Consider the following 24,227-nt stretch of genomic DNA (forward strand, 5'->3'; position numbering starts at 1 on the left):
TTTTGAGCTCAATTTCTAAAAATACTCTGATAAATCAATTATCTTTAAGCTTCCAAAACCTGATTTATAAAGATGCTCCAAATAAAAACCGCTAACGACAAGACATGGCAGGTTGATATTCAAAAAGACGCTATTCTTCTCAACGGAACACCTTTCAACTGGGACATTACCCCCCTTGGCCCTAACAGATACCACATCATAAAAGACGATAAGTCTTTTACAGCTGAGCTGGTAGAGGCTGATTATCAAGCTAAAACATTTACTTTCAAGATAAATGGCGTAAAGCAGACCGTTAGCGCGAAAGACCGCTTCGACCTGCTGCTCGACAAGCTGGGTATGAGTAATGCCAACGCGCAAAAGGTGAACGATGTGAAGGCGCCGATGCCGGGTCTGATACTCGAAATAAAAGTGCAGCCGGGACAGGAAGTGAAAAAGGGCGACCCGATCATGATTCTGGAGGCCATGAAGATGGAGAACATCCTCAAGTCGCCGGGCGACGGTGTGGTGAAGGAAGTGAAAGTAGCTGTGAAGCAGAACGTCGAGAAAAATCAGATCCTGATTTTATTTTAATTTTTTTGTGTTGCCGGATGGGCAGCACACGCTGCCTTCCCGTAATACGAGCATTCATAAACGTTAACATTACTATAAAACGACCGTGAAGTATAAAAGAATATTGCTGAAGTTAAGCGGCGAAGCGCTGATGGGAGAACAGCAGTACGGTATCGACTCTGACAGGCTGATGCAGTACTCGCAGGAGATTAAGGAAGTGGCCGCACTCGGTGTTGAGGTAGCAGTAGTGATTGGCGGTGGCAACATCTTTAGGGGTGTGCAGGCTGAGCAGGTGGGTCTTGACCGTGTGCAGGGCGACTACATGGGTATGCTGGCTACTGTCATCAACAGCATGGCTTTGCAGAGTGCGCTCGAGAAACTGGGTGTATATACCCGTCTTCTTTCTGGCCTGAACATTCAGCAGGTATGCGAGCCGTACATTCGCCGTCGTGCGGTGCGCCACCTTGAAAAAGGACGTGTCGTTATTTTCGGTGCCGGCACCGGTAACCCATACTTCACAACTGACTCAGCGGCCAGCCTTCGCGCCATCGAAATTGAGGCCGATGTCGTACTGAAAGGCACGCGCGTAGATGGCATTTATTCTGCTGACCCTGAAAAGGATCCTAACGCGATATTCTATTCAAACATATCTTTCAAAGACGTGTTTGAGAAAGGCCTGAACGTAATGGACATGACTGCCTTTACGCTTTGCAAGGAGAACGGTCTGCCAATCATCGTATTCGATATGAACACGGCAGGCAACCTGAAACGACTGGTGCAGGGCGAGAAAATAGGCACGCTGGTAAGCATGGAAGACTTGGCCGAGTCTATAGAAGAGGCGGTTGATAAGATACAGGCTACGGAGGCAACAAGAACATCCGACAAAAATTAATAATTTGCAGTATAAACAGTACAGAATAACAGGAAGAACCTTATTAAGCTAAAATTGATATGACGGAAGAAATTCAGTTTTACCTCAGCGAAGCCGAGGAGTCTATGCAGAAAGCAGTGCAGCACACCAATTCGGAGTTGCTCAAGATCAGAGCCGGCAAAGCTTCCCCTGCAATGGTGGAGGACCTGCGCGTAGATTATTATGGCGCACCAACCCCAATCTCTCAGGTTGCCGGTATCACCACGCCGGATGCCCGCACGCTCATAATTAAGCCTTGGGAAAAAAACATGGTAGGTGAAATTGGCAAAGCCATCAAGAACAGCGACCTAAACCTGAACCCGCAGCACGATGCGGATTCCATTCGTCTGAACATTCCACCGCTGACTGAGGAGCGCCGTCGTGACTTGGTAAAGCAAGCAAAGAATGAGACTGAAAACGGTAAAATTGCAGTCCGCAACATCCGCAAAGATGTGAACGATTCGCTGCGTAAGCTGCAGAAAGAAGGTACTTCTGAGGATGCAGTGCGCGACGCCGAAGCCAAAGTGCAGAAATTGACGGATGGTTATATCGTGAAGATCGACGAGCTGCTTGCCAAGAAAGAAGCAGAGATCATGACGGTATAAGAAGCCATACCTAATTCTTATAAACAGAGAAGCCCGCTGAAAATTCAGCGGGCTTCTCTGTTTAAAGGCCTATGGTTGCCTTATAGGTATAACTTGTGCACTTTAATGTAGTCGGCTACCTCATCAGGTACCATGTACTTAATGGATTTTTCTTCTTTGATGCACTTCCGGATAAAAGTAGCCGATATGTCGAGCACTGGGGCTTTGATAAAAGTCACATTCGGCATAGACGGCAACTCGGTGGTAGCGGAGCCGGAGCGTGGGTATACGTATACCCGGTGGTATTCCAGTATCCGCTCGGAGTTCTTCCACTTCGGAAAGAGCGGCAGGTTGTCCTCCCCCATGATCAGCACAAACTCGTAGCTCGGGTACTTTTCCTGCAGGTATGTCAGTGTGTCGATGGTATAGCTCGGTTTGGGCATGTTGAACTCTATGTTCGAAACGCCCAGACTCGGGTTGTCGGCCACGGCCAAGGAGACCATGTGCAGGCGGTCGAACTCATGCAGCAGTGTGTTGCTTGGCTTAAAGGGATTCTGAGGCGACACCACCAGCCATACCGTATCGAGGTCCGTGTTGTTGGCCATAAAGTTGGCCAAGATCAGGTGCCCGATGTGAATGGGGTTAAAGGAGCCGAACAGCAGCCCTACTTTCATACAATGGCTGGTTCAGTGCTCAAAAACTCATTGACCAGTTTTTCGGCCTTTTTGCAGGCCTCCTCCAAGTTATCGTTCACAATCACCTTGTCAAACTGGTCTTCGAATTTCATCTCAAATTCCGCTTTGAACACGCGGCTCGAAATGCTGGAGGCGGAATCGGTGTTGCGGGCCTGCAAGCGCTTGGCCAACTCCTCTATGGAAGGCGGCTTTACGAATACGGCTAATGCTCTCTCTTTGTAAAAATGCTTTATGCTTAATCCTCCTTTTACATCCACGTCCAGTATCACGTGCTTGCCACTTTTCCAGATACGCTCTATTTCAGATTTCAAAGTGCCGTAGAAGGCGCCTTCGTATACTTCCTCCCACTCCACAAACTCGTCTTTGGCGATCTTCTGTTTGAAATCCTCCGGTGTTATGAAGTAATAGTCTTTTCCGTTTTCCTCGGTGCGGCCGCGCTTGTCGCGTGTGCAGGCCGAAATAGAAAAGGCAAGCTGAGGGTTAACTTGTAAGAGGTGCTTTACAATAGTGGTTTTGCCGGCACCGGACGGGGCCGAAAAAATGATAATCTTTCCTTGCATTGGAGCTTATACAGTTTCTTGAATTCGTGCTTTAATGGACAAAGCTAAGCTTTCCGGCACAATTACGCGTTTTAGATGACCGCTAACAAGCCCTTTAAGGAGTTTTTGCTTTTGATGGCTTTCGAAGCAGGGGACGCACTCTTCGATGTGGGTATTAAAATAGGATTGTTCTTCCGTGGAGGCTTCCCCATCGATCATGAGGTCCAACAGGTGGGCAATCTTGTCGCATTCCGACTCGTGCCCGTCTTCAGAAAGTTTCTGGTGCGCTGCTTCTGTAAATTTAGATTCCATCTTAACTCAAACTCTTTAGTTTTTTCTAACTATTATATCCCATGCTCTTCGCATATTTTTCCAACTTCTCTTTCAAAGAGTTACGGGCGCGGTGCAATCTGGAGCGCACTGTACCGATAGGTATATCCAGAATTTTAGCCATTTCCTCATAGGTGAACCCTTCGAGGTCGCAAAGTATGATCACGGTTCTAAAGTCAACCGGCAATGCGTTCAGGGCGCTGGCCACTTCGTCGCCAATCAGGTCCTGCACGCTTTCGGTGCGCATGTCGGTAGTGGTGGCCACGCCGCCCTCTCCCTCCACGTCGTCCGAGTTGTAATATCCTTCGACCTCGCTGTAGTCAACCTTGGCAGGCTGTTTGCTCTTTTTCCGAAACTCATTAATGAAGGAGTTCTTCAGGATTCGGAACAGCCAGGCTTTTGCATTAGTTCCTTGTTCGAAGTAATCGAAAAAGCGATAAGCCTTCAGGTATGTTTCCTGTACGAGATCGTTGGCGTCATCTTCGTCGAGGGTGAGCCTGTAGGCAAAATTGTACAGAGGGTCCAGCACAGGCAGCAACTCTGCCTCGAACCGGGCATCTTTTTCCTCTTTACTCAACTGTTTACCTGTTTGCTCGCTCATTTGACTTGATTTTGTACTTTTATAAAGTCGTGGTCGCGTAATTATACGCAAATATAGAAATTTTAATTACATACCTTTCTTGCCGCTTTTGGGTTGCATGGGATCCACTTCGGCAGGTATAGGATTGGCAGTCAATCGGCCGCTCATATCCGTTTCGTTATTAGAAACATACGGAATTTCAGAACTTTCAGCAGTTCCTGAGCTTTTTTTTCAGTGATTTAGATGTTAAAACTTAATTTTGCAGTTCTAACCACTTAGGTAAGTCCCACGCATGCGCCACCCCATATCGGTTACCATCCTGACCAAAAACAGCCAAAAGCACCTCGCGGCCTGCCTGCATTCGCTGCAGTGCTTTCCGGAGGTAATTGTACTGGATAACGGCTCCACAGACAACACCATGGCTATTGCCGCGGGCTTTCCGAATGTGCGCATTGTGCAGCACGCCTTTTTGGGCTTTGGGCCGATGAAGAACCTTGCCGCGCAACACGCTACGAACCCTTGGGTACTCTCCGTCGACAGCGACGAAGTACTTTCCACGACCTTGGCAGACGAAATTTTGCAGCTTGACCTGCACGACACCCGCAAGGTATACAGCTTCCTCCGCCATAATTTTTACGGCAAACTGCACATCAAAGCCTGTGGCTGGGACAACGACTATGTGCTGCGGCTGTACCATAAAGACACGACCCGCTTCGCCAATCTGCCCGTACATGAGTACATCCAGACCCATGGCCTGCAGGTACAGCAGTTGCGCGGTACAATGGACCACTTCTCTTTCGATAGCATCTCGCAGCTGATCGCCAAGATGGATCAGTACACCACACTTTTTGCCAGAGAGAAGCGTTTTCGAAAAAAGTCCTCCCCTGCCAAAAGCTATTTTAAGTGGGCTTTTTCGCTTTTCAGGAACTATGTGCTGCAGCGTGGGTTTCTGTATGGGTATGAAGGTATGGCGATTTCCTTTTCCAACGCCAACGGCACTTTTTACAAATACATGAAACTGCACGAAGAGAATCAGCGCCTCGGTATTAGCTTAATTGTAACAACGTACAACTGGAAAGAGGCCTTGGGCACTGTGCTGCGAAGCGCTTTCAAGCAGAGCGAGTTGCCACGGGAAATCATTGTGGCCGACGACGGCTCACGTGGCGATACGCATGCTTTGGTAGAGGCCTTAGCGAAAGAGTCGCCGGTGCCCTTGCTGCATAGCTGGCAGGAGGATAATGGATTTAGAGCCGCCGAAAGCCGCAACAAGGCGATCGCCATGGCTACGGGCGAGTATGTAGTAATTATTGACGGCGACATGGTCCTGCACCCTGATTTTCTGAAAGGCCACCGCCGGGCGGCCCGAAAAGGCTACTTTACACAGGGTAAGCGGGTACTCCTTAGTCCGGAACTCAGCCAGAAACTGATCAACAGCGGTCCTTCTCCTATCTCTCCCCTCTCTTCAGGTATAAAGAACAGGCTAAATTCCACTAATTCCCCTTTCTTATCTAGGCTCTTCAGCAAAGACAAAGCTGGCATTGCATCTATTAAAAGCTGCAACATGGGCTTCTGGATGGAGGACATTGTGCGCGTGAATGGCTTCAACGAAGACTTTGTAGGTTGGGGTCGAGAGGATAGCGAGTTTGCCATCCGCTTGCTCAATAGCGGTACCAAGCGACAGAACCTTGCCTTCGGTGGCGTGGCCTATCATCTATACCATCAAGAAAACTCCCGCCAGAGTCTGGCTGCCAATGATGCTATTCTGGAAAGGGCCATTTCAGAGAAAAGTATTTTCTGCTCCAACGGCATCGACAAGCATCTACCGAAAAACTAAGGAAACTTTGCCATGGCGTATTCCTACACCTAATTCTAAAGCGAGTTGGGCAGATACATATATGGCTATCTATATAATCCGGACTGTTCTACAACGAGGTTATAACATCGGGTATAGTATATAGGCAACAAAATTATACCGCCACAGTAATATGAATATTACTTTATTTTTTATTGCATTGAAAATAAAGTATATTCCATCGTTGACCTATACCCTGTTGCCTCCGGATGCGCCTCCTCGCCCTTATACTTTTGTTGGCATCTGCACTTAGTCTGCAGGCACAGCAGTTCAACTTCCGTAACTGGTCGCTTGAACAAGGCTTGCCACAGTCTCAGGTGAATGACATTCTGCAAGACCACAAAGGACAGCTTTGGATAGCTACCTTGGGAGGGCTCAGCCGTTTCGACGGTTCTACTTTTCATACTTATACTAAACGTGACGGCTTGAGCAGCAACAGCATCAAATGCCTGCTGCAGGACAGCCGAAACCGCATCTGGATCGGGACTAGCGACAAAGGACTCATGCTCATGGCGAGAAACAATTTCGATGTATATGATGCAGAGGCCGGCCTACCTCAGGGAGGTGTATACAGTATTGCAGAAGACAATCTCGGTAAAATTTGGGCGGCGACCGACAGCGGGGTCTATTACTTGGCTAAAGATAAATTTGTGCCACATGGTGAGTTACCTCAAGTCCGTTTCAATGATATACTCTTTACAGCGACCAACGAGCTCTGGGCGGGCAGCGACACGCAGGGCGTTTACAAAATAGCCGCCAAAGGTATACGCAACTACAACACCAGCAACAGTACCTTACCTTATAATAGCATTAATGTACTTAGCCAGTCACCGGACGGTTCCATCTGGATAGGCACAGCGCAGGGGGCCGCCATTTTTCAGCACAATCAGCTAAAGCTTTTCGAATTTCCTCAGAGCATGAAAAGACCTGATGTCACAGACTTCACCACCGACAACTACGGGCATCAGTGGTTCAGTCTCCGAGACAAGGGCGTACTAAAATATGATGGCAAAGAATTTCAGCACCTGACGCGCTATAGCGGTCTGAGAACCGACCGCACCAACAGCATTACCACCGACCGTGAAGGCAACATTTGGATAGGCACAACCGGTCATGGGCTAATGCAGTACCGCAATCCGTGGTTCGTACATTACTTTGACATGGGGCAGGTGAAAGAGCCCGTTATTTCGGCACTGGCGCAAGATACCAAAGGCAGGGTATGGCTAGGGACCGACGACGGCTATGCCGCTTTCATGGAAGCCGGCATACTTAACTGGTTGCAAACCGACATCTGGCCATCCGGCACCACCCTGTACAGCATGTGGATACGCCACGAAGACGACGTATGGGTATGCACAAGCCAAGGCCTTTACCGTATGGAACCCAAGCGTGTTACTCACTATGGCACAGCGCATGGACTGCCTTCGCCGCATGTTTACCAAGCTATGCCCGAGGCTAATGGTCATTTACTCATAGCCACGGCGGCAGGGCTGGCCGTACTGGACCCAGACAGACAAGAGGTGCGCCCTATTCACAAACCCCAGACAACAGGGCAGGTATACGTATTGCACCGCGATGCCAGCGGCCATATATGGCTGGGGACTGAGAAAGGGGTCTTCCAATACGAGAACGGTACTGTAAAAGCCACAGAGCGTTTAAGGGAGTCTGGTTTTAGGGAAGTTCACACCATTGCCGAGGATGAAAACGGCACCTTGTATTTCGGCGGCTTTAACTATGGCATACTGGCATGGCATGACGAATGGACGTCGCCTAAGGTATACAACTCCCGCAATGGGCTGCCTAATGAAGGCATCAAAAGCCTGTACGTAGACAATACCAACCACCTGTGGGTGGGCACCAGCCGGGGGGTGCTAAAGGTTCGGCTTGATGAACTGCACGACCGGGGACGCTTAAGCATACGCGCCTATGCCAATCAGGATGGCTTTCGGGGGCTCGAAGTAAGCAACCGGGGTATTACCCAGACGCCAGACGGCACCGTGTGGTTTGCCACCGCCAAAGGCCTGACCATGTACCTGCCTGAGATGGACAGGCGCAACCGCATATACCCTAACACAATCCTAACAGACATCATGCTGTTTTTGAAGCCCACTGACTGGCAGGGGCTTGGGTATAGAACTGACTCGACGACTGGCTTGCCCCTCAGACTGAGGCTGCCACACAACCAGAACCACCTGACCTTCGACTTCCATGGCATTTCACTTACAGCACCTGACCGGGTTCGCTACCGTTATCGGCTTAAGGGACACGACGATCACTGGTCAGCCGTCACAGATCAGTCTTTTGCTACCTATGCCAGCCTTGACCCTGGCACGTATACCTTCCAACTGCTGGCCTCGAACAGCGATGGTTTCTGGACACCGAGTCCGCTTACCTATACTTTCAGCATTGTGCCGCCTGTCTGGCGTCGGGAGTGGTTTATTGTCTTGTTAGTGCTGCTGGTCACGGGGGCTACCATAAGCATTGTGCGGCTGCGCGAGCGGAGTCTGGTTAACCTCAACACACTGCTCGAGCACAAGGTACTCTACCGCACACAGCTGCTGGAGGAGAAAAACCGCGAAAAGGAAACCCTGCTCAAGGAAATACACCATCGGGTGAAGAATAACCTGCAGATCATTATGAGCATGCTTAACCTACAGGCGAGACATGTTCAAGACCCGAATGCACTTGAGGTGATGCAGTCCATCAGAGGGCGGGTACGCTCTATGTCTATTCTGCATGAGCGGCTCTACCAGCACGAGGATTTAGCCTCAATCGACCTGCATGCTTACATCAAAGACATTTGTGACAGTCTTTGCGCCACTTATGGTATTAACGAGCGTCAGATCAAGCTCTCACTTGATGTCCCCCACCTTATGGTAGAGGCAGACACAGCCCTGTCACTTGGTCTTATTGTTAACGAACTGGTGTCCAACTCTATAAAATATGCTTTCCCTGACCAAACAGGCCACATCCGTATCGGCCTAGAGCCTATTACAGAAAACAACTATACGCTTACCGTGCAGGATGACGGAATCGGGCTTCCTACTGATTTTGAAACACGTCGAAAAAAGTCTTTCGGACTGCAGCTGGTAACGTCTTTAGCCCGCAAACTAAACGGGAAAATAGAATTTAAAAATAATAATGGTACAAATTCAATATTGTATTTTGTTTTGGCATCATAAATCAAGAACTTTACGTATGAAATTAATGATATGACAAAACCAAAAATTCTAATTTCGGAAGACGAAATCATTATTGCGGAAGACCTTGCTGCCTGTCTGGAGGAGCTAGGGTACCAGACGTGTGCCATCGATTCCGGTGAGGACACTCTTGAGATGATTCGGACGTTACATCCAGACCTTGTTTTACTCGACGTGAACCTGAAAGGAGACGCCGACGGCATTGAGATAGGCTCCCGCATACGCGAAGAGTTCGACATCCCTTTTATCTACCTGACGGCCTACGCCGACAAGGCTACCTTGGACAGGGCTAAGAAAACAGAGCCCGATGGGTTTCTTGCGAAACCATTCGACGAGAAAAATTTACGTTCTGCAATAGAACTGGCACTTTATAAACACGACTCCGTGCACAAACCTATGGAAAACGGGACATCCGCTGCTACTAAACCAACGAAAGAGAGCGAACCCCACGCCGACTACATCTTTGTAAAAGTGAAGCACCGTATCATCAAGGTGCATTATAATGAAATTCTATGGGTGGAGGCCTATGACAATTACTCTTTCATCGTGACGGTGGATCAGAAGTACCTTGTCAGTTCTACCCTTAAAGACATGGAGCACAAGCTGCCGTCAAACAATTTTGTGCGCGTGCACCGCTCCTACATCGCCAACCTTGACAAGGTGGAGGCGCTGGAAGAAAGCGCGGTTGTATTCTCTAAAGGAGACATCCCGATTGGCAAGTCCTATAAAAAGGCGCTCATGTCGCGATTTAATATTATCTGACAGCACTCTGACAATCATACCTAAAGCACTGTGTCGCCCTGATTCCTAAATATATGCGGAGTCAGGGCAATTATTTTGGCGCTCCCGCTATCTTTGCACCTTGCCAACTGTTCACAGATTTATGCCCAAGGGAATTACCGTCGTTATTACCAGCTGCAACCGCTTCGATTTGCTGGAAGCCACGCTTCGCAGTTTTTTCAAGTACAACACTTACCCCATTGAGAAAATCCTGATCATAGAAGACAGCGGCGACCGCAAGGGCTTGGAAAGTGTGCTGGCCAAATTCAGCTACGACAAATTCGATACTATCGTAAACCCCGAGCAACTGGGCCAGCAAAAGAGCATCGACAAGGCATACAGCCAAGTGACGACCGAGTATATCTTTCACTGTGAAGACGACTGGGATTTCCTGCGCAAAGGTTTCATAGAGGACGCGCTTGCGCTAATGGAGCAATTCCCGAAGCTGATTACGGTGTGGGGTCGCAGCGCCGAGGAATACCCCGCCGATTTCTTTGCCGAAAAGGTGCAGGAGTTTCAGGGTATAAAGTACCGGGAGGTCAAGAAAGACATCTTTACCCTAAACCCCAGTTTGAAGCGGGTGAGCGATTACCGCCTGATGGGCAGCTTTGAGCAGTACACCCCGGGACAGTTCGAACGTGAGATCTCCGACTTTTATGCCGATTTGGGCTATACCGCTTTCATATTGGAAGAGCCTTATACCAACCACCTCGGCTGGCACCGACGCATTCACTTCCGCGACAAGGCCAACAAATACCTCAAACTCGACAACAAGTTCAAGCAGGCTAAAGCCTCGGTGTACAAGCTGCTGAAAATGGGAAAGTTTAAAAATTAGCATAAAACAGAAAAGCCGGAGCATATGCTCCGGCTTTTCTGTTTTATGCTTATACCTTAGATTAGTATCTGTAGTACTCCGGCTTGTAAGGGCCTTCTACTTCCACACCAATGTAAGCAGCCTGATCCGGACGAAGTTCGTCCAGCTCCACACCGATCTTGCTCAGGTGCAGACGCGCCACTTTCTCGTCCAAGTGCTTTGGCAAGGTATATACCTTGTTCTCGTACGCCTCAGCGTTAGTCCAAAGCTCCAGCTGAGCCAGTGTTTGGTTAGAGAAAGAGTTAGACATTACAAACGATGGGTGACCAGTCGCGCAGCCTAGGTTTACCAGACGACCTTCAGCCAGCACGATAATGTCTTTCCCGTCGATGTTGTACAGGTCAACCTGCGGTTTAATAGTGTCTTTGGTATTGCCATAAGCGCCGTTCAACCAAGCCATGTCGATCTCGTTGTCGAAGTGACCGATGTTACAAACGATCGCTTTGTCTTTCAGGCTGCGGAAGTGCTGTTCCTGAATGATATCCTTGTTACCAGTAGCTGTAACTATAATGTCCGCCTCTTTCACGGCATCCACCATTCGCTTAACCGCAAAACCGTCCATAGCAGCTTGCAGCGCGCAGATCGGGTCGATTTCAGTAACGATCACACGGGCACCGGCACCACGAAGGGAAGCGGCAGAACCCTTACCCACGTCACCGTAACCGGCAACCACAGCTACTTTACCGGCCATCATTACGTCAGTGGCACGACGGATCGCATCAACCAAAGACTCCTTGCAGCCATACTTGTTATCGAACTTAGACTTCGTAACTGAGTCGTTTACGTTAATGGCAGGCATTGGCAGGGTGCCGTTCTTCATGCGCTCATACAGACGGTGTACGCCGGTAGTGGTCTCTTCAGAAAGACCTTTAATGCCTGAAGCCAGCTCCGGATACTTATCCAGCACCATGTTGGTCAGGTCACCGCCATCGTCTAGGATCATGTTCAATGGCTTGCTTTCATCACCGAAGAACAAAGTCTGCTCGATGCACCAATCAAACTCCTCAGCTGTCATGCCTTTCCAAGCATAAACCGAAATGCCGGCAGCGGCAATAGCAGCGGCAGCGTGGTCCTGTGTTGAGAAGATGTTGCAGGAAGACCAAGTCACCTCAGCACCCAGCTCTACCAGCGTCTCAATCAGAACGGCCGTTTGGATGGTCATGTGCAGACAGCCGGCAACGCGGGCTCCGGCAAGTGGCTTGCTTGGGCCATATTCTTCACGTATCGCCATCAGGCCCGGCATCTCAGCCTCAGCCAGTCTGATCTCTTTGCGGCCCCACTCGGCCAGCGAAATATCTTTTACTTTGTACTTGAGTGTTGTATCAATCATATTCTACTTTTTTCTTAAGGAAGCACAAAATTACAAAATTTCTCTCTCATCTTCAATAGTAGCGCATTATACTCCTGTAAATCAACTATTTTGATAAGTATAGAAACATCGAAGCCCATGCCAATGGCACAGGCCTCGAATAGGTAGATTCTTCTTCAGTTATCGGTTTACAATAATTTCAGCACCAAGTGCATTCTCATTATCGGCAGGTGGGGCTACGAAGCCTCTGGCAAAAATGGTGTAAATGCGGCCACTCGCCAAGTTCACATTAGGCACGGTAAGCACCACTGTCTCCGTTCCCGCCAATCGCACCTCTAGGTTATAAGACATGGCATCTACCGGAGTAAAATCGGTTGCGCTTTTAAAAGCTCTGTCGCTGAACAGCACCGGGCCACCCGTTACGGCCACATCCACGGCAGGAGCATCAGGCGAGAGGTGCACGAAACGCACATGTGCTCTTCCAGAGGCAGGGGCGGTCAGATCATCCATCAGCACCAGCGGTTCAATGTTACTCAGCGTGTTTACAGCAAAAACAGAATAGTTTTCATCACGCTCTAGATCCAAATCGGCATCAATAACAGTAGTGGTGGTTCCGGCGGCATTTACCTTCACATTTCGGTTGCCTGCAGGCACTTCTAAATAACCTGTGTTGTTCGGGAAGGTCAGCGCGGCGCTGTTAACCTTGGAATCATCTATCAGCAGATCCACACCGGGAGCATCAGGGGAAGCGTGTACAACCATCACGTTGGCAATCTCTACCACTGGCGTTGTATCGTCATCATCGTCATCGTCGCAGCTTGTAAGCACCATGGCTGGCAACACGGCCAGTAACATGATTTTCATCCATTTCTTCATAGTAATCTAATTTTTTGTTTAATAAAAAAATATCTTTTAGCTGTGAATAGAACCAGCAGGTATGGGGATTGTTTGCACAAATTCAATTTTTATCTAAAAACCCGAGGCGCTTTAATTTTGTACCTTTGCGTGAAGTCATGAAGCACTACACACCAGAAGAAAAGGATTTTATACAACAGCACCTGCACCGAAGCCCTGCTGAGCTGATGCTGCAGGCGGGACGCTACCCCCATCTGCACGTAGCGGAATTGGTGAAACAGATTCAGGCCCGACAGAAGGCCGCTGATAAGTTGCCTACTTGGGTGTCAAATCCAGAGGCAGTTTTTCCGGTAGCCGTATCGGTGGAGCAGAGCTCCTCTGAAGCCGCCGCCGCATTTAAGGCCTCTTTGGTTACAGGCAGGCTACTCGTCGACCTTACCGGTGGCTTCGGGGTGGACAGTTTCTTCTTTGCCAAGCAGTTTGAGCAGGTCGTTCATGTAGAACAGAATAAGGAGCTCTCGGAAGTAGCCGCCTATAATTTCAAACTGCTGGGCGCCGACAATGTAGAAACACAGAACACCACGGCTGAGGAGTTTTTACATACATTTAACGGGAAGGCCGATGTGATTTACCTAGATCCGGCGAGGCGAGGCGACCGGGCAGAGAAGGTGCACTTGCTCCAAGACTGCGAACCGGACGTATTACAGCTGCTGCCCCTGTTGCTGGCAAAAGCTACTACCGTACTGCTCAAAACCTCCCCCATGCTCGACATTGACCTTGCACTTGAGCAGCTCAACAATGTCGTGCAGGTATGGACAGTGGCGCTCCACAATGAGTGTAAAGAGGTGCTATACCTGATTGACCCGTCTTCTGAAGGTATAGAAACCCAGCGGCACGCAGTTAACTTATTGCCGAACGGTGAAATTCAGACGCTCTCCTTCACTAAGTTACAGGAAGACCAAGCACCAGTCACGTATGCTGATCCGCAGGCATATCTGTACGAACCAAATTCCGCCATACTCAAGGCGGGTGCCTACCGCAGCGTAGCCAGTCAGTACGGCTTGCAAAAGCTGCATCCCAACAGCCATCTCTATACCTCCGATCAGCTTATATCTGATTTCCCGGGCCGGGCATTTGCGTGCCAAGGTGTGGGCCGATACAATAAAAAGGAGATTTTTGCGCGACTCCCTTCCCGTAAGGCAAACATTACGGTGCGCAATTTCCCGGAGTCGGTGGCGGACATACGTAAGAAAACAGGTATAAAAGAGGGTGGCACGGACTACCTTTTCTTCACAACGGATATGCATCAGAAGCCTATTGTGGTCTACTGCAGAAAGCCTATACCTGTGGCTGACTAAAATTTATTTTATTTTTTTCAGGCCCTTTTCTTTCCGCTCTTCCCCATAAAATCCAGTTGCTAGTTTGCCTATACCAAGTAAAATAAGCCTGTCAATCGGTTCGCATACAGTGATATGCATCTGTTGTTATACTTGCATAACACTATATACCCATACTCCAAATAGTGGGTTTTAATGCTATATCTGTTCCAACACCAATTGTTGTAAATACCTAACCGTTAAAATCTTAGCTCGTAAAAAAGAGAGCCCCGTTTGGAACGGAGGCCTATGTTCCATTTAAATTTTTAAAGCTATGAAACGCAATAATGAAGAAAACCTGAATCAAAATCAGGATAATATGAATCAGAATAGAAATCAAAATAAAAACCAGAATCAGCCTCGTAATGAGTCTGGCGAATTCCAGAGCAAGTCGCAGTCTCAGAACAACCCCATGAGCCAAAGCAGCCAGCAGTCGCAGGCCCGCAGCAGCAATGAAGGTCAGGGACGCGGATGGCACGGAGACTCACAGGGCCATGCTGAAGCCGGACGTCAGAGTAACAAAAACGACAGTTCGTCTTCATCTACAACCAACCGCTCTTCGCAGAGCAACCAGCCACAGGCCAAAAGCAGCCAAAACCAAGGACGTGGCTGGCACGGTGACTCACAAGGACATGCCAGTGCTGGCAAGCAGAGCCACAAGAATGACAACTCTTCTTCGAGTAATAAGAGCAACAACAATAATTCCTAGTCAAGTTTAGCTGAATTTGATCATAGAAAAGCCCGTGGCAGATGCCACGGGCTTTTCTGTACCTGCTGAGTGAGGATAAACCAGCGCCACAAGGTATCGTAAAACAGAAGAAGAGTAGGCATAACGCCAAAACCAAAAAATAAAAGCTATGAAAAACGAGAAAGAGAATAAAGACCTAGCCAAAAACCAGAAGCATTCAGAACTGGATAAGAAAAATAAGAGCGGAAAGTCAGACATAGGCGATAGCCTGCACCGCGACGCAGTGGGAAAGACCGGATCAAACAACCCGACCCCACAGGCCCGCACCGATAATGAACAGCAGTAAGCGCTGCTAAAGCATTTTTATCTTTAAGCCCCGGTAAACATCCTGTTGCCGGGGCTTATTTATTGTGTATATTGATTTGAAATCGCGCAAGACTAAATCAAACCACTGCTCAGGCTTCTTATGACCTCATACGAATCACAAGCCTTACATGAACTTAAGGACTGGCAACGAAATATGCGCCGCAGACCTTCCTTGGTGAACAAGCTGTCCAAGAACCTGCAGACGAAACTCAACAGCTACATACCGGAGAAAGTGCACCAAGCGATCACGGCTACTATTAAGCAAATGGTGCGGGCAGTGCTGTTCGGCTCCGAACTTACCTCCCGACAGCCTCTCCCCTTCACTTCGCTGGAATTGGCAGAGTCTCAAGTGCGGGCCCGCATCAACTTCTACCGCAAGACCGCGGCGGCGGAAGGCGGTATTACCGGGGCAGGCGGCATTCTGCTGGGTTTCGCTGATTTCCCGTTACTGCTGGGGCTCAAGCTGAAAATGCTGTTTGAGATAGCGGCGCTTTATGGCTACTCTGCCGACGACTACAGGGAACGGGTTTACCTTCTACACATTTTTCAGCTGGCTTTCAGCAGTCAGGAGCAGCGGCGGCAGGTATACCAACAACTGGAGAACTGGGAAGAGCAAAAGCAGCATCTGCCACAGGACATCAACCAGTTTGACTGGCGCACTTTCCAGCAGGAGTACCGGGATTACATTGACTTGGCAAAAATGGCCCAACTCATCCCTATCATCGGGGCACCTATTGGCGCGGTTGTCAACTACAGGCTCATCAACAAACTCGGTGACACAGCTATGAATGCGTACCGGATGCGGTGGTTGGCAGGTGAGAAAAAACAACAAGAACTAATATAACAGGCTACTTCTTCCTGCTCACCCACTTGTTACCTTTCAGCCAGAAGCGCCATGGTAGTAGCGCGTCCTCTCCTGCGTAGTCTATTCCTATGCGAGGGCCGATGGCTATATCTTCGGCGGGAACGGCTATACCTTTGTCCTCTACCCAAATTGTGTTCCCAGTGAGGGGAGTACCATAGTGCTTCCGATCTATACCTAGCGCGATGCTCAGCACACCCGGCCCGGCCGTTAGGTTCGGCTTAGGAGTGGCCATATTGCGGCGCAGCATCATCTCCTCTATACCTTCGGTTGGTTCGATGGCCCGCACCAATACGGCATCGGCTTGGCCTTCCACGTTGGTAATGATGTTGAACAGGTTATACATGCCATATACCAAGTATACATAGGCCACGCCACCTTCATGGTACATAATCTCGGTGCGTTGGGTGCGCCGGTTCATGTGCGCATGGCAAGCCTTGTCTCCCACGCCGGAATATGCTTCCGTCTCCACAATGATGCCTCCGGTCAGCATGCCGTCGTGCCGGGTATACAGGTGCTTACCCAGCAGGTCCTGTGCCACCTGCACCACATCCGGCCGGGTATAAAATGATCTTTCGAGTTTCACTTTTTCTAATGAGTAATTTCTTTTAATGACTAATTACGAATGAGTAATGATTAATTGGGTACACTCCTAATTGATGAATACTGTACTACGCATAATTTAAGGGTATACGGTGAACTGTTACACCAGCCATTCATCGATCATCCCTTTATCATTAATAATTACTCACTACTTATTAGTTAATGATTCATTATTCACGACTAATTAATCATTACTCATTCATAATTAGTCATTATCTTTACGCCAGATTGGTGGCCTTTACTGCTTCCGTGGTAAATGCCTTAAAAGGGAAATAGGTGTAAAACCTATGCTGTTCCCGCAACTGTAATCTTCGAAAAAGAGGGTTAGCCAACACCAAAGCCACTGCGCAGCACCCGCTGCATGGGAAGGCCGGCTGACTGAAGAGAGCCAGGAGACCTGCCAGTCCGACAAGATATAGTCGTATGCTTTCGGGTAAAAAGCTGCACGGCCTTCGCTATACCTGCGCGCGCTGTTCCTGCCCTATACCTGTTTGCATGCTTCGGGATTTAAGCAAGCGTATACGTGGCTACTATTTTTCATCGTACTCTTTCAGGCCTAGCTCTTTTGCTAGGTATGGCTCCGGCGGCTTTGGCGCAGCAGGATACTACGGTATACCAATTGGGTACAGTGGAGGTATTCGGCAAGCCGGCCGAGGTCTTCTCCTCGGGTAGCCGCCTGAGCACCCTCGACAGCAGTTTCACCAAAACCTACTCCTCCGGCTCACTCGCAGAGGTTTTGCAGGCCCGTACGCCTATTTTCTTAAAAAGCTATGGTGCGAGCGGCATTTCCACACCAACTTTTCGGGGAACGAATGCCACCCACACCGCCGTGCTTTGGAACGGGCTGAACATTGGCCTGCCCTCACTTGGCCTAAGCGACTTTGCCACCCTTCCTATAAGCGCCTTGAGTGATGTGTCGGTGCAGCATGGTGCGGCGGGCGCGACCTACGGCAGCGGTGCTATCGGAGGGGCCATCCTCTTAAACTCCCCTGCTTTTGACAGGGCGCCGGGCTTTGGCGCAGAATTGCAGCAGGAGGTTGGCAGCTTCGGACGGTACTTCACAAGCCTAGGCACCCATTACAAAGGTGGAAAGTTCTCCATTGGCCTGAGCGGGCATCGCCTTGTTTCAGAAAACAACTTTCCTTACGCAGACTATGGGAGCTTCGGTGCGCCAGTCCGCCGCCAAGACCACGCGCGGGTGGAACAGCATGGCTTTACACAGGACTTGGCTTGGCAGCTTTCCAGCAAGAGCCGACTTGCCCTGCACGGCTGGTATACCTATGCCGACAGAGAAGTTACACCAACGCTGGGCGCCGCCAACAACAATGCACGGCAGCTCGACAAGAACTTGCGCCTGATGGCTGACTTCGGGCACAGCAGCCGCTGGGGTGAAACCAGCTTGAAAGCGGCGCATTTCTCTGACTATCTCCGTTACACCGATAACAGCAATAATTCAGTCACCGACATCAATACCTACCAGCTGCAAGTCGAGCAAACCTATACCTATGCCCGGCGCTGGAGCCTGCGAGGTGGCCTCAACCTGCAGCACTTCGCCGCTGATGTGCAGGGCTACGGCGGAGAGGTAAGTGAAGACCGCGCCGCCGCTTTTCTGCTTTTTCGCTTCGACCCAAGCCGCCGGCTGGACCTGAGCCTTAACGTGCGACAGGCTTTCGTGAAAGGCTACAACCCCACACCGGCGCCTACTCTAGGTGCCAACTGGCTAGCTCTGCAGCTAGACCAGCACCAACTGTACCTGAAAGGCAATATATCGGGCAGCTACCGGGTGCCTACCCTAAACGAGCGCTTCTGGCAACCGGGCGGCAACCCGAATATAAAACCGGAGCAGGGCTGGAACTACGAAAGCGGCCTGCGCCATGTGTATACCTCCGGATCGCTGCAAGTAGAGAGTGAAGCCACGCTTTACCGTATGCTCATTGACAACTGGGTGCAGTGGATGCCCATGGAATCAGGCTATTGGTCGCCGCGCAACCTGCAAAAGGTGCGCTCACAAGGCATGGAGCTGAGCAGCCAGGTTAGTCAAAAGTTCGGAGTTTGGACCGTGGCTGCTACTGCCGGCTATACCTATACCGCCTCGGAGCAGGTGAAAGCTTATGAAGGTCCGGAGGAGCTTTACAGGCAGCTGGCCCACGTGCCCTTGCACAAAGCCCAGCTAGGCTCGGATGTAACCTTCCGCTCATGGAGTTTCCTTGGCAACATCACGTACAATGGGCTCCGGTATACCAACAACAGCAACACCTCCAGCCTGCCGGCCTATACCTTGCTGAGCCTCGCCCTGAGCAAAAGGTTTACGATCGGAAGGTATAGACTTATCGGTACGGTACGCTCCGATAATGCCACCAACGCCGACTACCACGTCATGGAAAACATGCCCATGCCTCCCCGCAGTTTTGCGGCAAGCTTACGCTTCATTATTCCTTAACAATACATTCTTAAACACCATACATGAAAAAAAACACCCTCTTCTGCAGCCTCCTGTTATCGGCTGCCTTTTCTTTAAGTGCAATGGTTTTCACCAGCTGCGAAAAAACCTCTAACAACCCGACAGGTGAATATGCTCAAAACGGTGTGCTCATTTCCAATGAAGGAGCCATGAATTTCTCAAATGCTTCTGTGGGTTTCTATAGTCACGACCGCCGCTCAGTAGAAAACAACGTCTTTAAGAAAGTGAACAACCCAATGGTGTTGGGTGATGTGCTGCAGCATTTGTCTGTCCACGGCGAGCAAGTTTACCTTGTGATGAACAACAGCGGCAAAGTAGTGGTGGCAAACGCCAATACATTGAAAGCCGAAGGAGAGATCACTGGTTTTGAGGCCCCACGCCACTTCACCGCATTAAACGAGGAGAAAGGCTACGTGACCGAATGGCTTGGCTACGACCCTGCTACCTATGTCTATGGAAACGGCCGTGTGGCTGTGGTTGACCTGAAAACGCTCAGCGTTACGAAAACCATCACGGTTGGCGTGCAGCCGGAGCACTTGGTTGTTAGCGGCGGCAAGTTGTTTGTGGCAAACGCAGGCGGAAACACGGTAACGGTTATCAACACCGCGACCGATGCCATAGAAGCTTCTATTGCCGTGAACGATGGTCCAAACTCGCTGGCACTGGATCGAAACAATGTGCTGTGGGTGAGCAGCAGCGGTGTAAAAGCCTACAACTCCGACTGGACTGTAAGTGAGGAAAACAGCACACCGGGTTCTCTGTCGAAAATCAATCCGGGCAGCAATGCGGTAATTGAAACAATGACGTTTAGCCAGAAGGCTCCCTCTCCTAGCAAGCTCATTACAAACAGCAACCGCGACAAACTCTACTATGTGTTCAATAACAAAGTATACGGACAGAGCATAAGTGCAAGCACCCTGGCCTCGCAAGCCCTTATCGACCGTGGTAGCGCTTACACGCCTTATGGTTTTTACGGCTTGGGTGTAGAGCCGACAACAGGTATGATCTACGCCGGCAAAGCGCCTGACTTTACCAACAATGGCTGGATGGTGCGTTACAATGGACAAAGCGGTGCCCCTATCGATTCTTTTCAGGTGGGTGTTGCGCCGAATGGCTTTGTTTTCAGATAGGTCGAAACCGGGTACCTCTTATATCTGTCACTAAAACGAAAGGCCCGGCTTCTCTACAGAAGCCGGGCCTTTCGTTTTATACCTGTGTAAATTACTGTTTAGGATTAGGCTTGATGTTTTCATCATAGCGTCCTTCGCGTTTGCCTTCTTGGTTGTAGGCACTGTCACCGATGGCGGTGCCTTCGCGACCTTCATAGATCTCTTCGTAATTTTCGGTCGTGTCACCGTAAGTGCCGGCACGGTCCATCTCTTCTGTTTCCTCAATACCGCTACGCTCTACATTGGTTTCGCCGGGATCGGTACCGGTGTTGCAAGCCGCCATACCTACTCCTAGTAGAATACCCATCACGACTGCACTTGTTTTTATCGATTTCATAGTATAATTCGCTTTAGTACGTTCTTTATTCAGTCTACCCTTTTAGAGGGGTGACTCTTTCATGTACGACCAGCCTACAATTTGAGTTAGAAAAAGGCTCTTCCTTACTGATATGCCGTATTAAGATAGACACTATACTTAAACACACTATGGAAGAGAAACAAGAAAAACAGCCAACAAAGAAAAACACCAAGGAGATGTCGTCGGATGCGAGAAAAGTAGCGGGCGAAAAGCAGACCCCACCACCTCAGGGCACAGGCGCAAACAATCCGGGCCACACGAAGGACGACAGCTCAGACGCCGAGGCACAAAAAGGGCATGCCTGATGCTGAAGCTATAAAGCTATCCCTTAACTTTGCGGCTCACCTGATCTGTTATGAGAAAAGCTTTTTTAAAACCGCCGGTTAAGCGCAAGCTACTGGTTATCTTTCTACTCTGCTTTTTAACGGCCACTGCGTTGCAACTGTATACCTTTGGCTTTGCCGACAACTTTTTCATAAACTGGCTGCGCATGTTCGTGGTGTTGTTTGTGCTGGTAGCCGGCACTGTGTTGGCCATAGTACCGGGTGTTAACTACCTTGTCAACAAATCCTCTGCGCTTCTAGGTTAAGGCTATACCTTATAAAATGGAAAAGCCCGTGACAATACCACGGGCCTTTCACTTATAGGGAACAATTGAAACACTTACACCATCACAAGCCAAGTTTCAGATCGGTTTGACGCCCTGAAGCATTCAACTTTAGATGATTTTAGTGCAAATATATAGATATTCAGATAGATTTATATAATTTAATATCAATTAAATACCTGAATTTAATTACCCACATCCCTGCAACAGCTAACCTATTCATATCCAAGCGCTACCAATTGAACCTGCATTAGCCCGCCGCTGTTGACAGGACAGTAAATAGTTAGAAAGCGCTACAGAATCAGTAGTTTTGTAGACTACGCCTATTGAGGCGCCTCTTATTTTAAGATTCCCGGAACTTGAAGAAACCAACCATACTGCTCATCACGCCGCCGCTTACGCAGCTCAACACCCCCTACCCCGCCACCGCCTACATCAAAGGCTTTCTCGCAGGTCAGGGGTATACCGTTACGCAGGCCGATTTTGGCATTGAACTCGTATTGCGCATGTTTACCAAGGCTGGGCTTGGCAGGATTTTTAAGGCGGTGGAAGAAGGTGGGTTTGAGCTTTCGGACAACAGCCGTCGCATCTTGCGGCTCAAGCGGGAGTACCTGAACACCGTCGAGCCGGTCATTCATTTTCTGCAGAACAAAGACAATACCTTGGCCCAGCAGATCAGCTACAGCCGCTATCTGCCCGAGGCTTCCCGCTTTGACCAAGTGGAGGACATTGACTGGGCTTTTGGCAGCATGGGCATCACGGACCGGGCCCGCTATCTGGCTACCTTATACCTAGAGGACCTCGGCGACCTGATCAAAGAAACCATCTGCCCGTACTTTGCCTTCAGCCGCTATGCTGAGAAGTTGGCTTTGTCGGCTACTTCATTCGATCCATTGGAGGAGTCCTTGCAGACAGAACCAAACTTAGTAGATCAAATGCTACTAGAACTGTTGGAAGAACGACTGCAAGAAGTGCAGCCCGATGTGGTGGGCTTCTCTATTCCTTTCCCCGGCAACCTGTACGGCGGCTTGCGACTAGCACAATACATCAAGCAAAAGTATCCGCACATCAATACCCTGATGGGCGGCGGTTACCCGAATACTGAACTGCGTAGCCTGCGGGAGCCGCGCCTGTTTAAATACATCGACTTTGTGACGCTGGATGATGGCGAAGGCCCATGGCTGAAACTGCTGGAGTGCCTGCAGGGTGAGCGCCAAGTGGACTTTCTGCAGCGCACGTTTATGCTACAGGATGGCAAAGTGGAGTTCGTCAACGGCTGCCTCGACAAAGATATTCCGCATACCGAAGTAGGCACGCCCGATTACAGCGACCTGCCTTTGCAAGAATACCTATCGGTAATCGATGTGATCAACCCGATGCACCGCCTCTGGAGCGATGGCCGCTGGAACAAACTGACCGTGGCCCACGGCTGCTACTGGAAGCGCTGTTCTTTCTGCGACATCACCCTCGACTATATTTCCCGCTACGAAACAGCTCCGGCCGCTTTGCTGGTCGACCGTATCGAGCAGATCATCGCCCAGACGGGCCAGACCGGTTTCCATTTTGTAGATGAGGCTGCACCGCCCGCCGCCCTGCGTGATCTGGCCATCGAGCTGATCCGACGCGGCGTGAAAATTACGTGGTGGGGAAACATCCGCTTCGAGAAGACCTTCACACCTGATTTGTGCCGGTTGCTGGCCGCTTCGGGCTGTATCGCCGTGTCGGGCGGACTGGAAGTAGCCTCTGATCGCTTGCTCGACCTAATGAAGAAAGGCGTGAGTATCGCGCAGGTAGCCCGTGTGACCGATGGCTTTACGCAGGCCGGCATTATGGTGCACGCCTACCTCATGTATGGCTTCCCGACACAGACGGCGCAAGAAACCATTGACTCGCTGGAAGTGGTGCGGCAGCTGTTCCTGAACGGCGTGATACAGTCTGGCTACTGGCACCGCTTTAGTATGACGGCGCACAGTCCGGTAGGCAAGCACCCCGAGAAGTTTGGTGTAGTGAAAGTGGGGCCTCCGGAAGGTGACTTCGCCAACAACGACCTGTGGCACGACGATCCGCAGGGCACTGACCATGAGCTGTTCGGCCAAGGGCTGGCAAAGGCCATCTACAACTACATGCACGGCGTAGGACTGGAAGAACCACTCTCCTTCTGGTTCGATTTTAAAGTGCCGCGCGTTACCACTGACCGCAACCTGATCGCCAAAGCCATACAGGAACCTGCCAAAACCGATAGCGAGCGCAAACTAGCCCGTGTATTCTGGTTGGGCAACGTGCCGGAGATCGATTTTATGATGTATGCCAAGAAAGGCCAGACCATCGAGCGCTGCGTGCTGACCTTCTACGAAAAGGCCGAGGATTTCCAAATCAAAACCACCGCCAACATCGGGCAGTGGCTGCTAGAGCAACTCACGCTGCTGACCTCAGAAGAAGCTCCAACTATGACGCTGAAGCAGTTGGAAGAAACTTACCCACTGGATGCGCACATGAGCTTCACGGAGTTTTTAGCTTCGCCGGTTTGGTTTGAGCTAAGAGAGAAGGGCTTGTTGCTGCTTTAAGGTATAACAGAGATATAAAAAAGAGAAGGCGCCTCCTTTGCGGGAAGTGCCTTTCCTGTTTCATGAAGATATTGGAATCGACAGTTACGCCTTCTTTAAAAACTCCTTCTCCAGCA

Annotated in this window: 24 protein-coding genes and 1 riboswitch; of the genes, 16 read left to right on the plus strand and 8 right to left on the minus strand. The window is 49.8% G+C overall.

Going from position 1 to position 24,227, the window contains the following annotated elements:
• Positions 1–72: 72 nt before the first annotated feature.
• The 3 genes from Q1A04_RS10445 to frr all read left to right on the plus strand — a co-directional run bounded on the left by Q1A04_RS10445 (position 73) and on the right by frr (position 2,064).
• Positions 73–570 carry an acetyl-CoA carboxylase biotin carboxyl carrier protein subunit gene (locus Q1A04_RS10445; RefSeq protein WP_299705097.1) on the plus strand — a complete coding sequence of 166 codons (498 nt, stop codon included), beginning with the start codon at positions 73–75 and terminating at the stop codon, positions 568–570.
• A gap of 85 nt (positions 571–655) precedes the next feature.
• A complete protein-coding gene (gene pyrH / locus Q1A04_RS10450) occupies positions 656–1,441 on the plus strand; it encodes a UMP kinase (RefSeq protein WP_299705100.1) in 786 nt (261 codons plus the stop codon).
• A 59-nt stretch (positions 1,442–1,500) separates the two neighbouring features.
• Positions 1,501–2,064, plus strand: a complete 564-nt coding sequence (frr, locus tag Q1A04_RS10455) for a ribosome recycling factor (RefSeq protein WP_299705104.1) — start codon at positions 1,501–1,503, stop codon at positions 2,062–2,064.
• Positions 2,065–2,144: 80 nt separating this feature from the next.
• On the opposite strand, the gene nadD is transcribed toward frr, so the two are convergent.
• The 4 genes from nadD to Q1A04_RS10475 are packed head-to-tail and all read right to left on the minus strand — an operon-like array spanning position 2,145 to position 4,208.
• Entirely contained in the window at positions 2,145–2,717 is a 573-nt protein-coding gene (nadD, locus tag Q1A04_RS10460; protein ID WP_299705107.1) for a nicotinate (nicotinamide) nucleotide adenylyltransferase, read from the minus strand.
• A complete protein-coding gene (gmk, locus tag Q1A04_RS10465; RefSeq protein ID WP_299705110.1) occupies positions 2,714–3,298 on the minus strand; it encodes a guanylate kinase in 585 nt (194 codons plus the stop codon). The genes nadD and gmk overlap by 4 nt, the downstream gene beginning before the upstream one ends.
• A 6-nt stretch (positions 3,299–3,304) precedes the next feature.
• Positions 3,305–3,589 (minus strand): zf-HC2 domain-containing protein, encoded by a 285-nt coding sequence (locus tag Q1A04_RS10470; RefSeq protein WP_299705113.1) that lies wholly within the window; start codon positions 3,587–3,589, stop codon positions 3,305–3,307.
• 25 nt (positions 3,590–3,614) lie between these two features.
• Entirely contained in the window at positions 3,615–4,208 is a 594-nt protein-coding gene (locus tag Q1A04_RS10475) for a sigma-70 family RNA polymerase sigma factor (RefSeq protein ID WP_299705116.1), read from the minus strand.
• 271 nt (positions 4,209–4,479) lie between these two features.
• Between Q1A04_RS10475 and Q1A04_RS10480 the strand changes: the two genes are divergently transcribed.
• From Q1A04_RS10480 to Q1A04_RS10495, 4 genes are all read left to right on the plus strand, one after another.
• A complete protein-coding gene (locus Q1A04_RS10480) occupies positions 4,480–6,021 on the plus strand; it encodes a glycosyltransferase (protein WP_299705119.1) in 1,542 nt (513 codons plus the stop codon).
• Between the two features lie 227 nt (positions 6,022–6,248).
• Positions 6,249–9,221, plus strand: coding sequence for a two-component regulator propeller domain-containing protein (locus tag Q1A04_RS10485; protein WP_299705122.1), 2,973 nt, complete (start codon positions 6,249–6,251; stop codon positions 9,219–9,221).
• Positions 9,222–9,251: 30 nt separating this feature from the next.
• On the plus strand, positions 9,252–10,001 hold the full coding sequence (locus Q1A04_RS10490; RefSeq protein WP_299705125.1) for a response regulator: 750 nt from the start codon (positions 9,252–9,254) through the stop codon (positions 9,999–10,001).
• A 121-nt stretch (positions 10,002–10,122) separates the two neighbouring features.
• On the plus strand, positions 10,123–10,854 hold the full coding sequence (locus tag Q1A04_RS10495) for a glycosyltransferase (protein ID WP_299705128.1): 732 nt from the start codon (positions 10,123–10,125) through the stop codon (positions 10,852–10,854).
• A gap of 61 nt (positions 10,855–10,915) precedes the next feature.
• On the opposite strand, the gene ahcY is transcribed toward Q1A04_RS10495, so the two are convergent.
• Together ahcY and Q1A04_RS10505 are read right to left on the minus strand one after the other, a co-directional pair.
• The gene (gene ahcY / locus Q1A04_RS10500; protein ID WP_299705131.1) at positions 10,916–12,223 is read right to left on the minus strand and encodes an adenosylhomocysteinase; all 1,308 of its coding nucleotides are present in this window, start codon (positions 12,221–12,223) and stop codon (positions 10,916–10,918) included.
• A gap of 159 nt (positions 12,224–12,382) precedes the next feature.
• Positions 12,383–13,078 (minus strand): DUF4397 domain-containing protein, encoded by a 696-nt coding sequence (locus Q1A04_RS10505; protein WP_299705135.1) that lies wholly within the window; start codon positions 13,076–13,078, stop codon positions 12,383–12,385.
• A 137-nt stretch (positions 13,079–13,215) separates the two neighbouring features.
• Between Q1A04_RS10505 and Q1A04_RS10510 the strand changes: the two genes are divergently transcribed.
• The 4 genes from Q1A04_RS10510 to Q1A04_RS10525 all read left to right on the plus strand — a co-directional run bounded on the left by Q1A04_RS10510 (position 13,216) and on the right by Q1A04_RS10525 (position 16,331).
• The gene (locus Q1A04_RS10510; RefSeq protein ID WP_299705137.1) at positions 13,216–14,415 is read left to right on the plus strand and encodes a hypothetical protein; all 1,200 of its coding nucleotides are present in this window, start codon (positions 13,216–13,218) and stop codon (positions 14,413–14,415) included.
• 292 nt (positions 14,416–14,707) lie between these two features.
• Positions 14,708–15,142: a hypothetical protein gene (locus Q1A04_RS10515; RefSeq protein ID WP_299705139.1), complete on the plus strand. Its 435-nt coding sequence runs from the start codon at positions 14,708–14,710 to the stop codon at positions 15,140–15,142.
• A 148-nt stretch (positions 15,143–15,290) separates the two neighbouring features.
• Complete coding sequence (locus Q1A04_RS10520) at positions 15,291–15,467, plus strand: hypothetical protein (protein WP_299705141.1); 177 nt, start codon at positions 15,291–15,293, stop codon at positions 15,465–15,467.
• A 120-nt stretch (positions 15,468–15,587) separates the two neighbouring features.
• Positions 15,588–16,331: an EcsC family protein gene (locus tag Q1A04_RS10525; protein ID WP_299705143.1), complete on the plus strand. Its 744-nt coding sequence runs from the start codon at positions 15,588–15,590 to the stop codon at positions 16,329–16,331.
• Between the two features lie 4 nt (positions 16,332–16,335).
• Here Q1A04_RS10525 and Q1A04_RS10530 read toward each other — a convergent pair whose 3' ends face one another.
• Complete coding sequence (locus Q1A04_RS10530; RefSeq protein WP_299705145.1) at positions 16,336–16,935, minus strand: DNA-3-methyladenine glycosylase; 600 nt, start codon at positions 16,933–16,935, stop codon at positions 16,336–16,338.
• A 229-nt stretch (positions 16,936–17,164) separates the two neighbouring features.
• Positions 17,165–17,372, plus strand: a riboswitch (cobalamin riboswitch).
• 103 nt (positions 17,373–17,475) lie between these two features.
• Here Q1A04_RS10530 and Q1A04_RS10535 point away from each other — a divergent pair.
• On the plus strand, positions 17,476–19,392 hold the full coding sequence (locus Q1A04_RS10535) for a TonB-dependent siderophore receptor (protein WP_299705147.1): 1,917 nt from the start codon (positions 17,476–17,478) through the stop codon (positions 19,390–19,392).
• Between the two features lie 23 nt (positions 19,393–19,415).
• On the plus strand, positions 19,416–20,543 hold the full coding sequence (locus tag Q1A04_RS10540) for a YncE family protein (RefSeq protein WP_299705149.1): 1,128 nt from the start codon (positions 19,416–19,418) through the stop codon (positions 20,541–20,543).
• A 91-nt stretch (positions 20,544–20,634) separates the two neighbouring features.
• Here the strand turns inward: Q1A04_RS10540 and Q1A04_RS10545 are convergent, their stop codons facing one another.
• Positions 20,635–20,919 (minus strand): hypothetical protein, encoded by a 285-nt coding sequence (locus Q1A04_RS10545; protein ID WP_299705151.1) that lies wholly within the window; start codon positions 20,917–20,919, stop codon positions 20,635–20,637.
• Positions 20,920–21,068: 149 nt separating this feature from the next.
• On the opposite strand from Q1A04_RS10545, the gene Q1A04_RS10550 reads away from it, so the two are divergent.
• The 3 genes from Q1A04_RS10550 (at position 21,069) to Q1A04_RS10560 (ending at position 24,111) form a co-directional block, all read left to right on the plus strand.
• Positions 21,069–21,245 carry a hypothetical protein gene (locus tag Q1A04_RS10550; protein WP_299705153.1) on the plus strand — a complete coding sequence of 59 codons (177 nt, stop codon included), beginning with the start codon at positions 21,069–21,071 and terminating at the stop codon, positions 21,243–21,245.
• Between the two features lie 50 nt (positions 21,246–21,295).
• A complete protein-coding gene (locus Q1A04_RS10555; RefSeq protein WP_299705155.1) occupies positions 21,296–21,529 on the plus strand; it encodes a DUF2798 domain-containing protein in 234 nt (77 codons plus the stop codon).
• Between the two features lie 377 nt (positions 21,530–21,906).
• Positions 21,907–24,111, plus strand: coding sequence for a radical SAM protein (locus Q1A04_RS10560; protein WP_299705158.1), 2,205 nt, complete (start codon positions 21,907–21,909; stop codon positions 24,109–24,111).
• Positions 24,112–24,227 lie beyond the last annotated feature (116 nt).

The sequence above is a fragment of the uncultured Pontibacter sp. genome (assembly GCF_947499215.1).
Lineage (GTDB): Bacteria > Bacteroidota > Bacteroidia > Cytophagales > Hymenobacteraceae > Pontibacter.

Bases quoted from the DNA above. Each gene is read 5' to 3' on its own strand.
- Q1A04_RS10475 (WP_299705116.1), bottom strand. From the start codon at position 4,208: ATGAGCGAGCAAACAGGTAAACAGTTGAGTAAAGAGGAAAAAGATGCC.
- Q1A04_RS10555 (WP_299705155.1), top strand. From the start codon at position 21,296: ATGAGAAAAGCTTTTTTAAAACCGCCGGTTAAGCGCAAGCTACTGGTT.
- Q1A04_RS10495 (WP_299705128.1), top strand. From the start codon at position 10,123: ATGCCCAAGGGAATTACCGTCGTTATTACCAGCTGCAACCGCTTCGAT.
- Q1A04_RS10540 (WP_299705149.1), top strand. From the start codon at position 19,416: ATGAAAAAAAACACCCTCTTCTGCAGCCTCCTGTTATCGGCTGCCTTT.
- Q1A04_RS10525 (WP_299705143.1), top strand. From the start codon at position 15,588: ATGACCTCATACGAATCACAAGCCTTACATGAACTTAAGGACTGGCAA.
- nadD (WP_299705107.1), bottom strand. From the start codon at position 2,717: ATGAAAGTAGGGCTGCTGTTCGGCTCCTTTAACCCCATTCACATCGGG.
- Q1A04_RS10490 (WP_299705125.1), top strand. From the start codon at position 9,252: ATGACAAAACCAAAAATTCTAATTTCGGAAGACGAAATCATTATTGCG.
- Q1A04_RS10550 (WP_299705153.1), top strand. From the start codon at position 21,069: ATGGAAGAGAAACAAGAAAAACAGCCAACAAAGAAAAACACCAAGGAG.
- Q1A04_RS10520 (WP_299705141.1), top strand. From the start codon at position 15,291: ATGAAAAACGAGAAAGAGAATAAAGACCTAGCCAAAAACCAGAAGCAT.
- Q1A04_RS10480 (WP_299705119.1), top strand. From the start codon at position 4,480: ATGCGCCACCCCATATCGGTTACCATCCTGACCAAAAACAGCCAAAAG.
- Q1A04_RS10470 (WP_299705113.1), bottom strand. From the start codon at position 3,589: ATGGAATCTAAATTTACAGAAGCAGCGCACCAGAAACTTTCTGAAGAC.
- Q1A04_RS10515 (WP_299705139.1), top strand. From the start codon at position 14,708: ATGAAACGCAATAATGAAGAAAACCTGAATCAAAATCAGGATAATATG.
- Q1A04_RS10545 (WP_299705151.1), bottom strand. From the start codon at position 20,919: ATGAAATCGATAAAAACAAGTGCAGTCGTGATGGGTATTCTACTAGGA.
- Q1A04_RS10510 (WP_299705137.1), top strand. From the start codon at position 13,216: ATGAAGCACTACACACCAGAAGAAAAGGATTTTATACAACAGCACCTG.
- Q1A04_RS10485 (WP_299705122.1), top strand. From the start codon at position 6,249: ATGCGCCTCCTCGCCCTTATACTTTTGTTGGCATCTGCACTTAGTCTG.
- frr (WP_299705104.1), top strand. From the start codon at position 1,501: ATGACGGAAGAAATTCAGTTTTACCTCAGCGAAGCCGAGGAGTCTATG.
- gmk (WP_299705110.1), bottom strand. From the start codon at position 3,298: ATGCAAGGAAAGATTATCATTTTTTCGGCCCCGTCCGGTGCCGGCAAA.
- Q1A04_RS10445 (WP_299705097.1), top strand. From the start codon at position 73: ATGCTCCAAATAAAAACCGCTAACGACAAGACATGGCAGGTTGATATT.
- ahcY (WP_299705131.1), bottom strand. From the start codon at position 12,223: ATGATTGATACAACACTCAAGTACAAAGTAAAAGATATTTCGCTGGCC.
- Q1A04_RS10505 (WP_299705135.1), bottom strand. From the start codon at position 13,078: ATGAAGAAATGGATGAAAATCATGTTACTGGCCGTGTTGCCAGCCATG.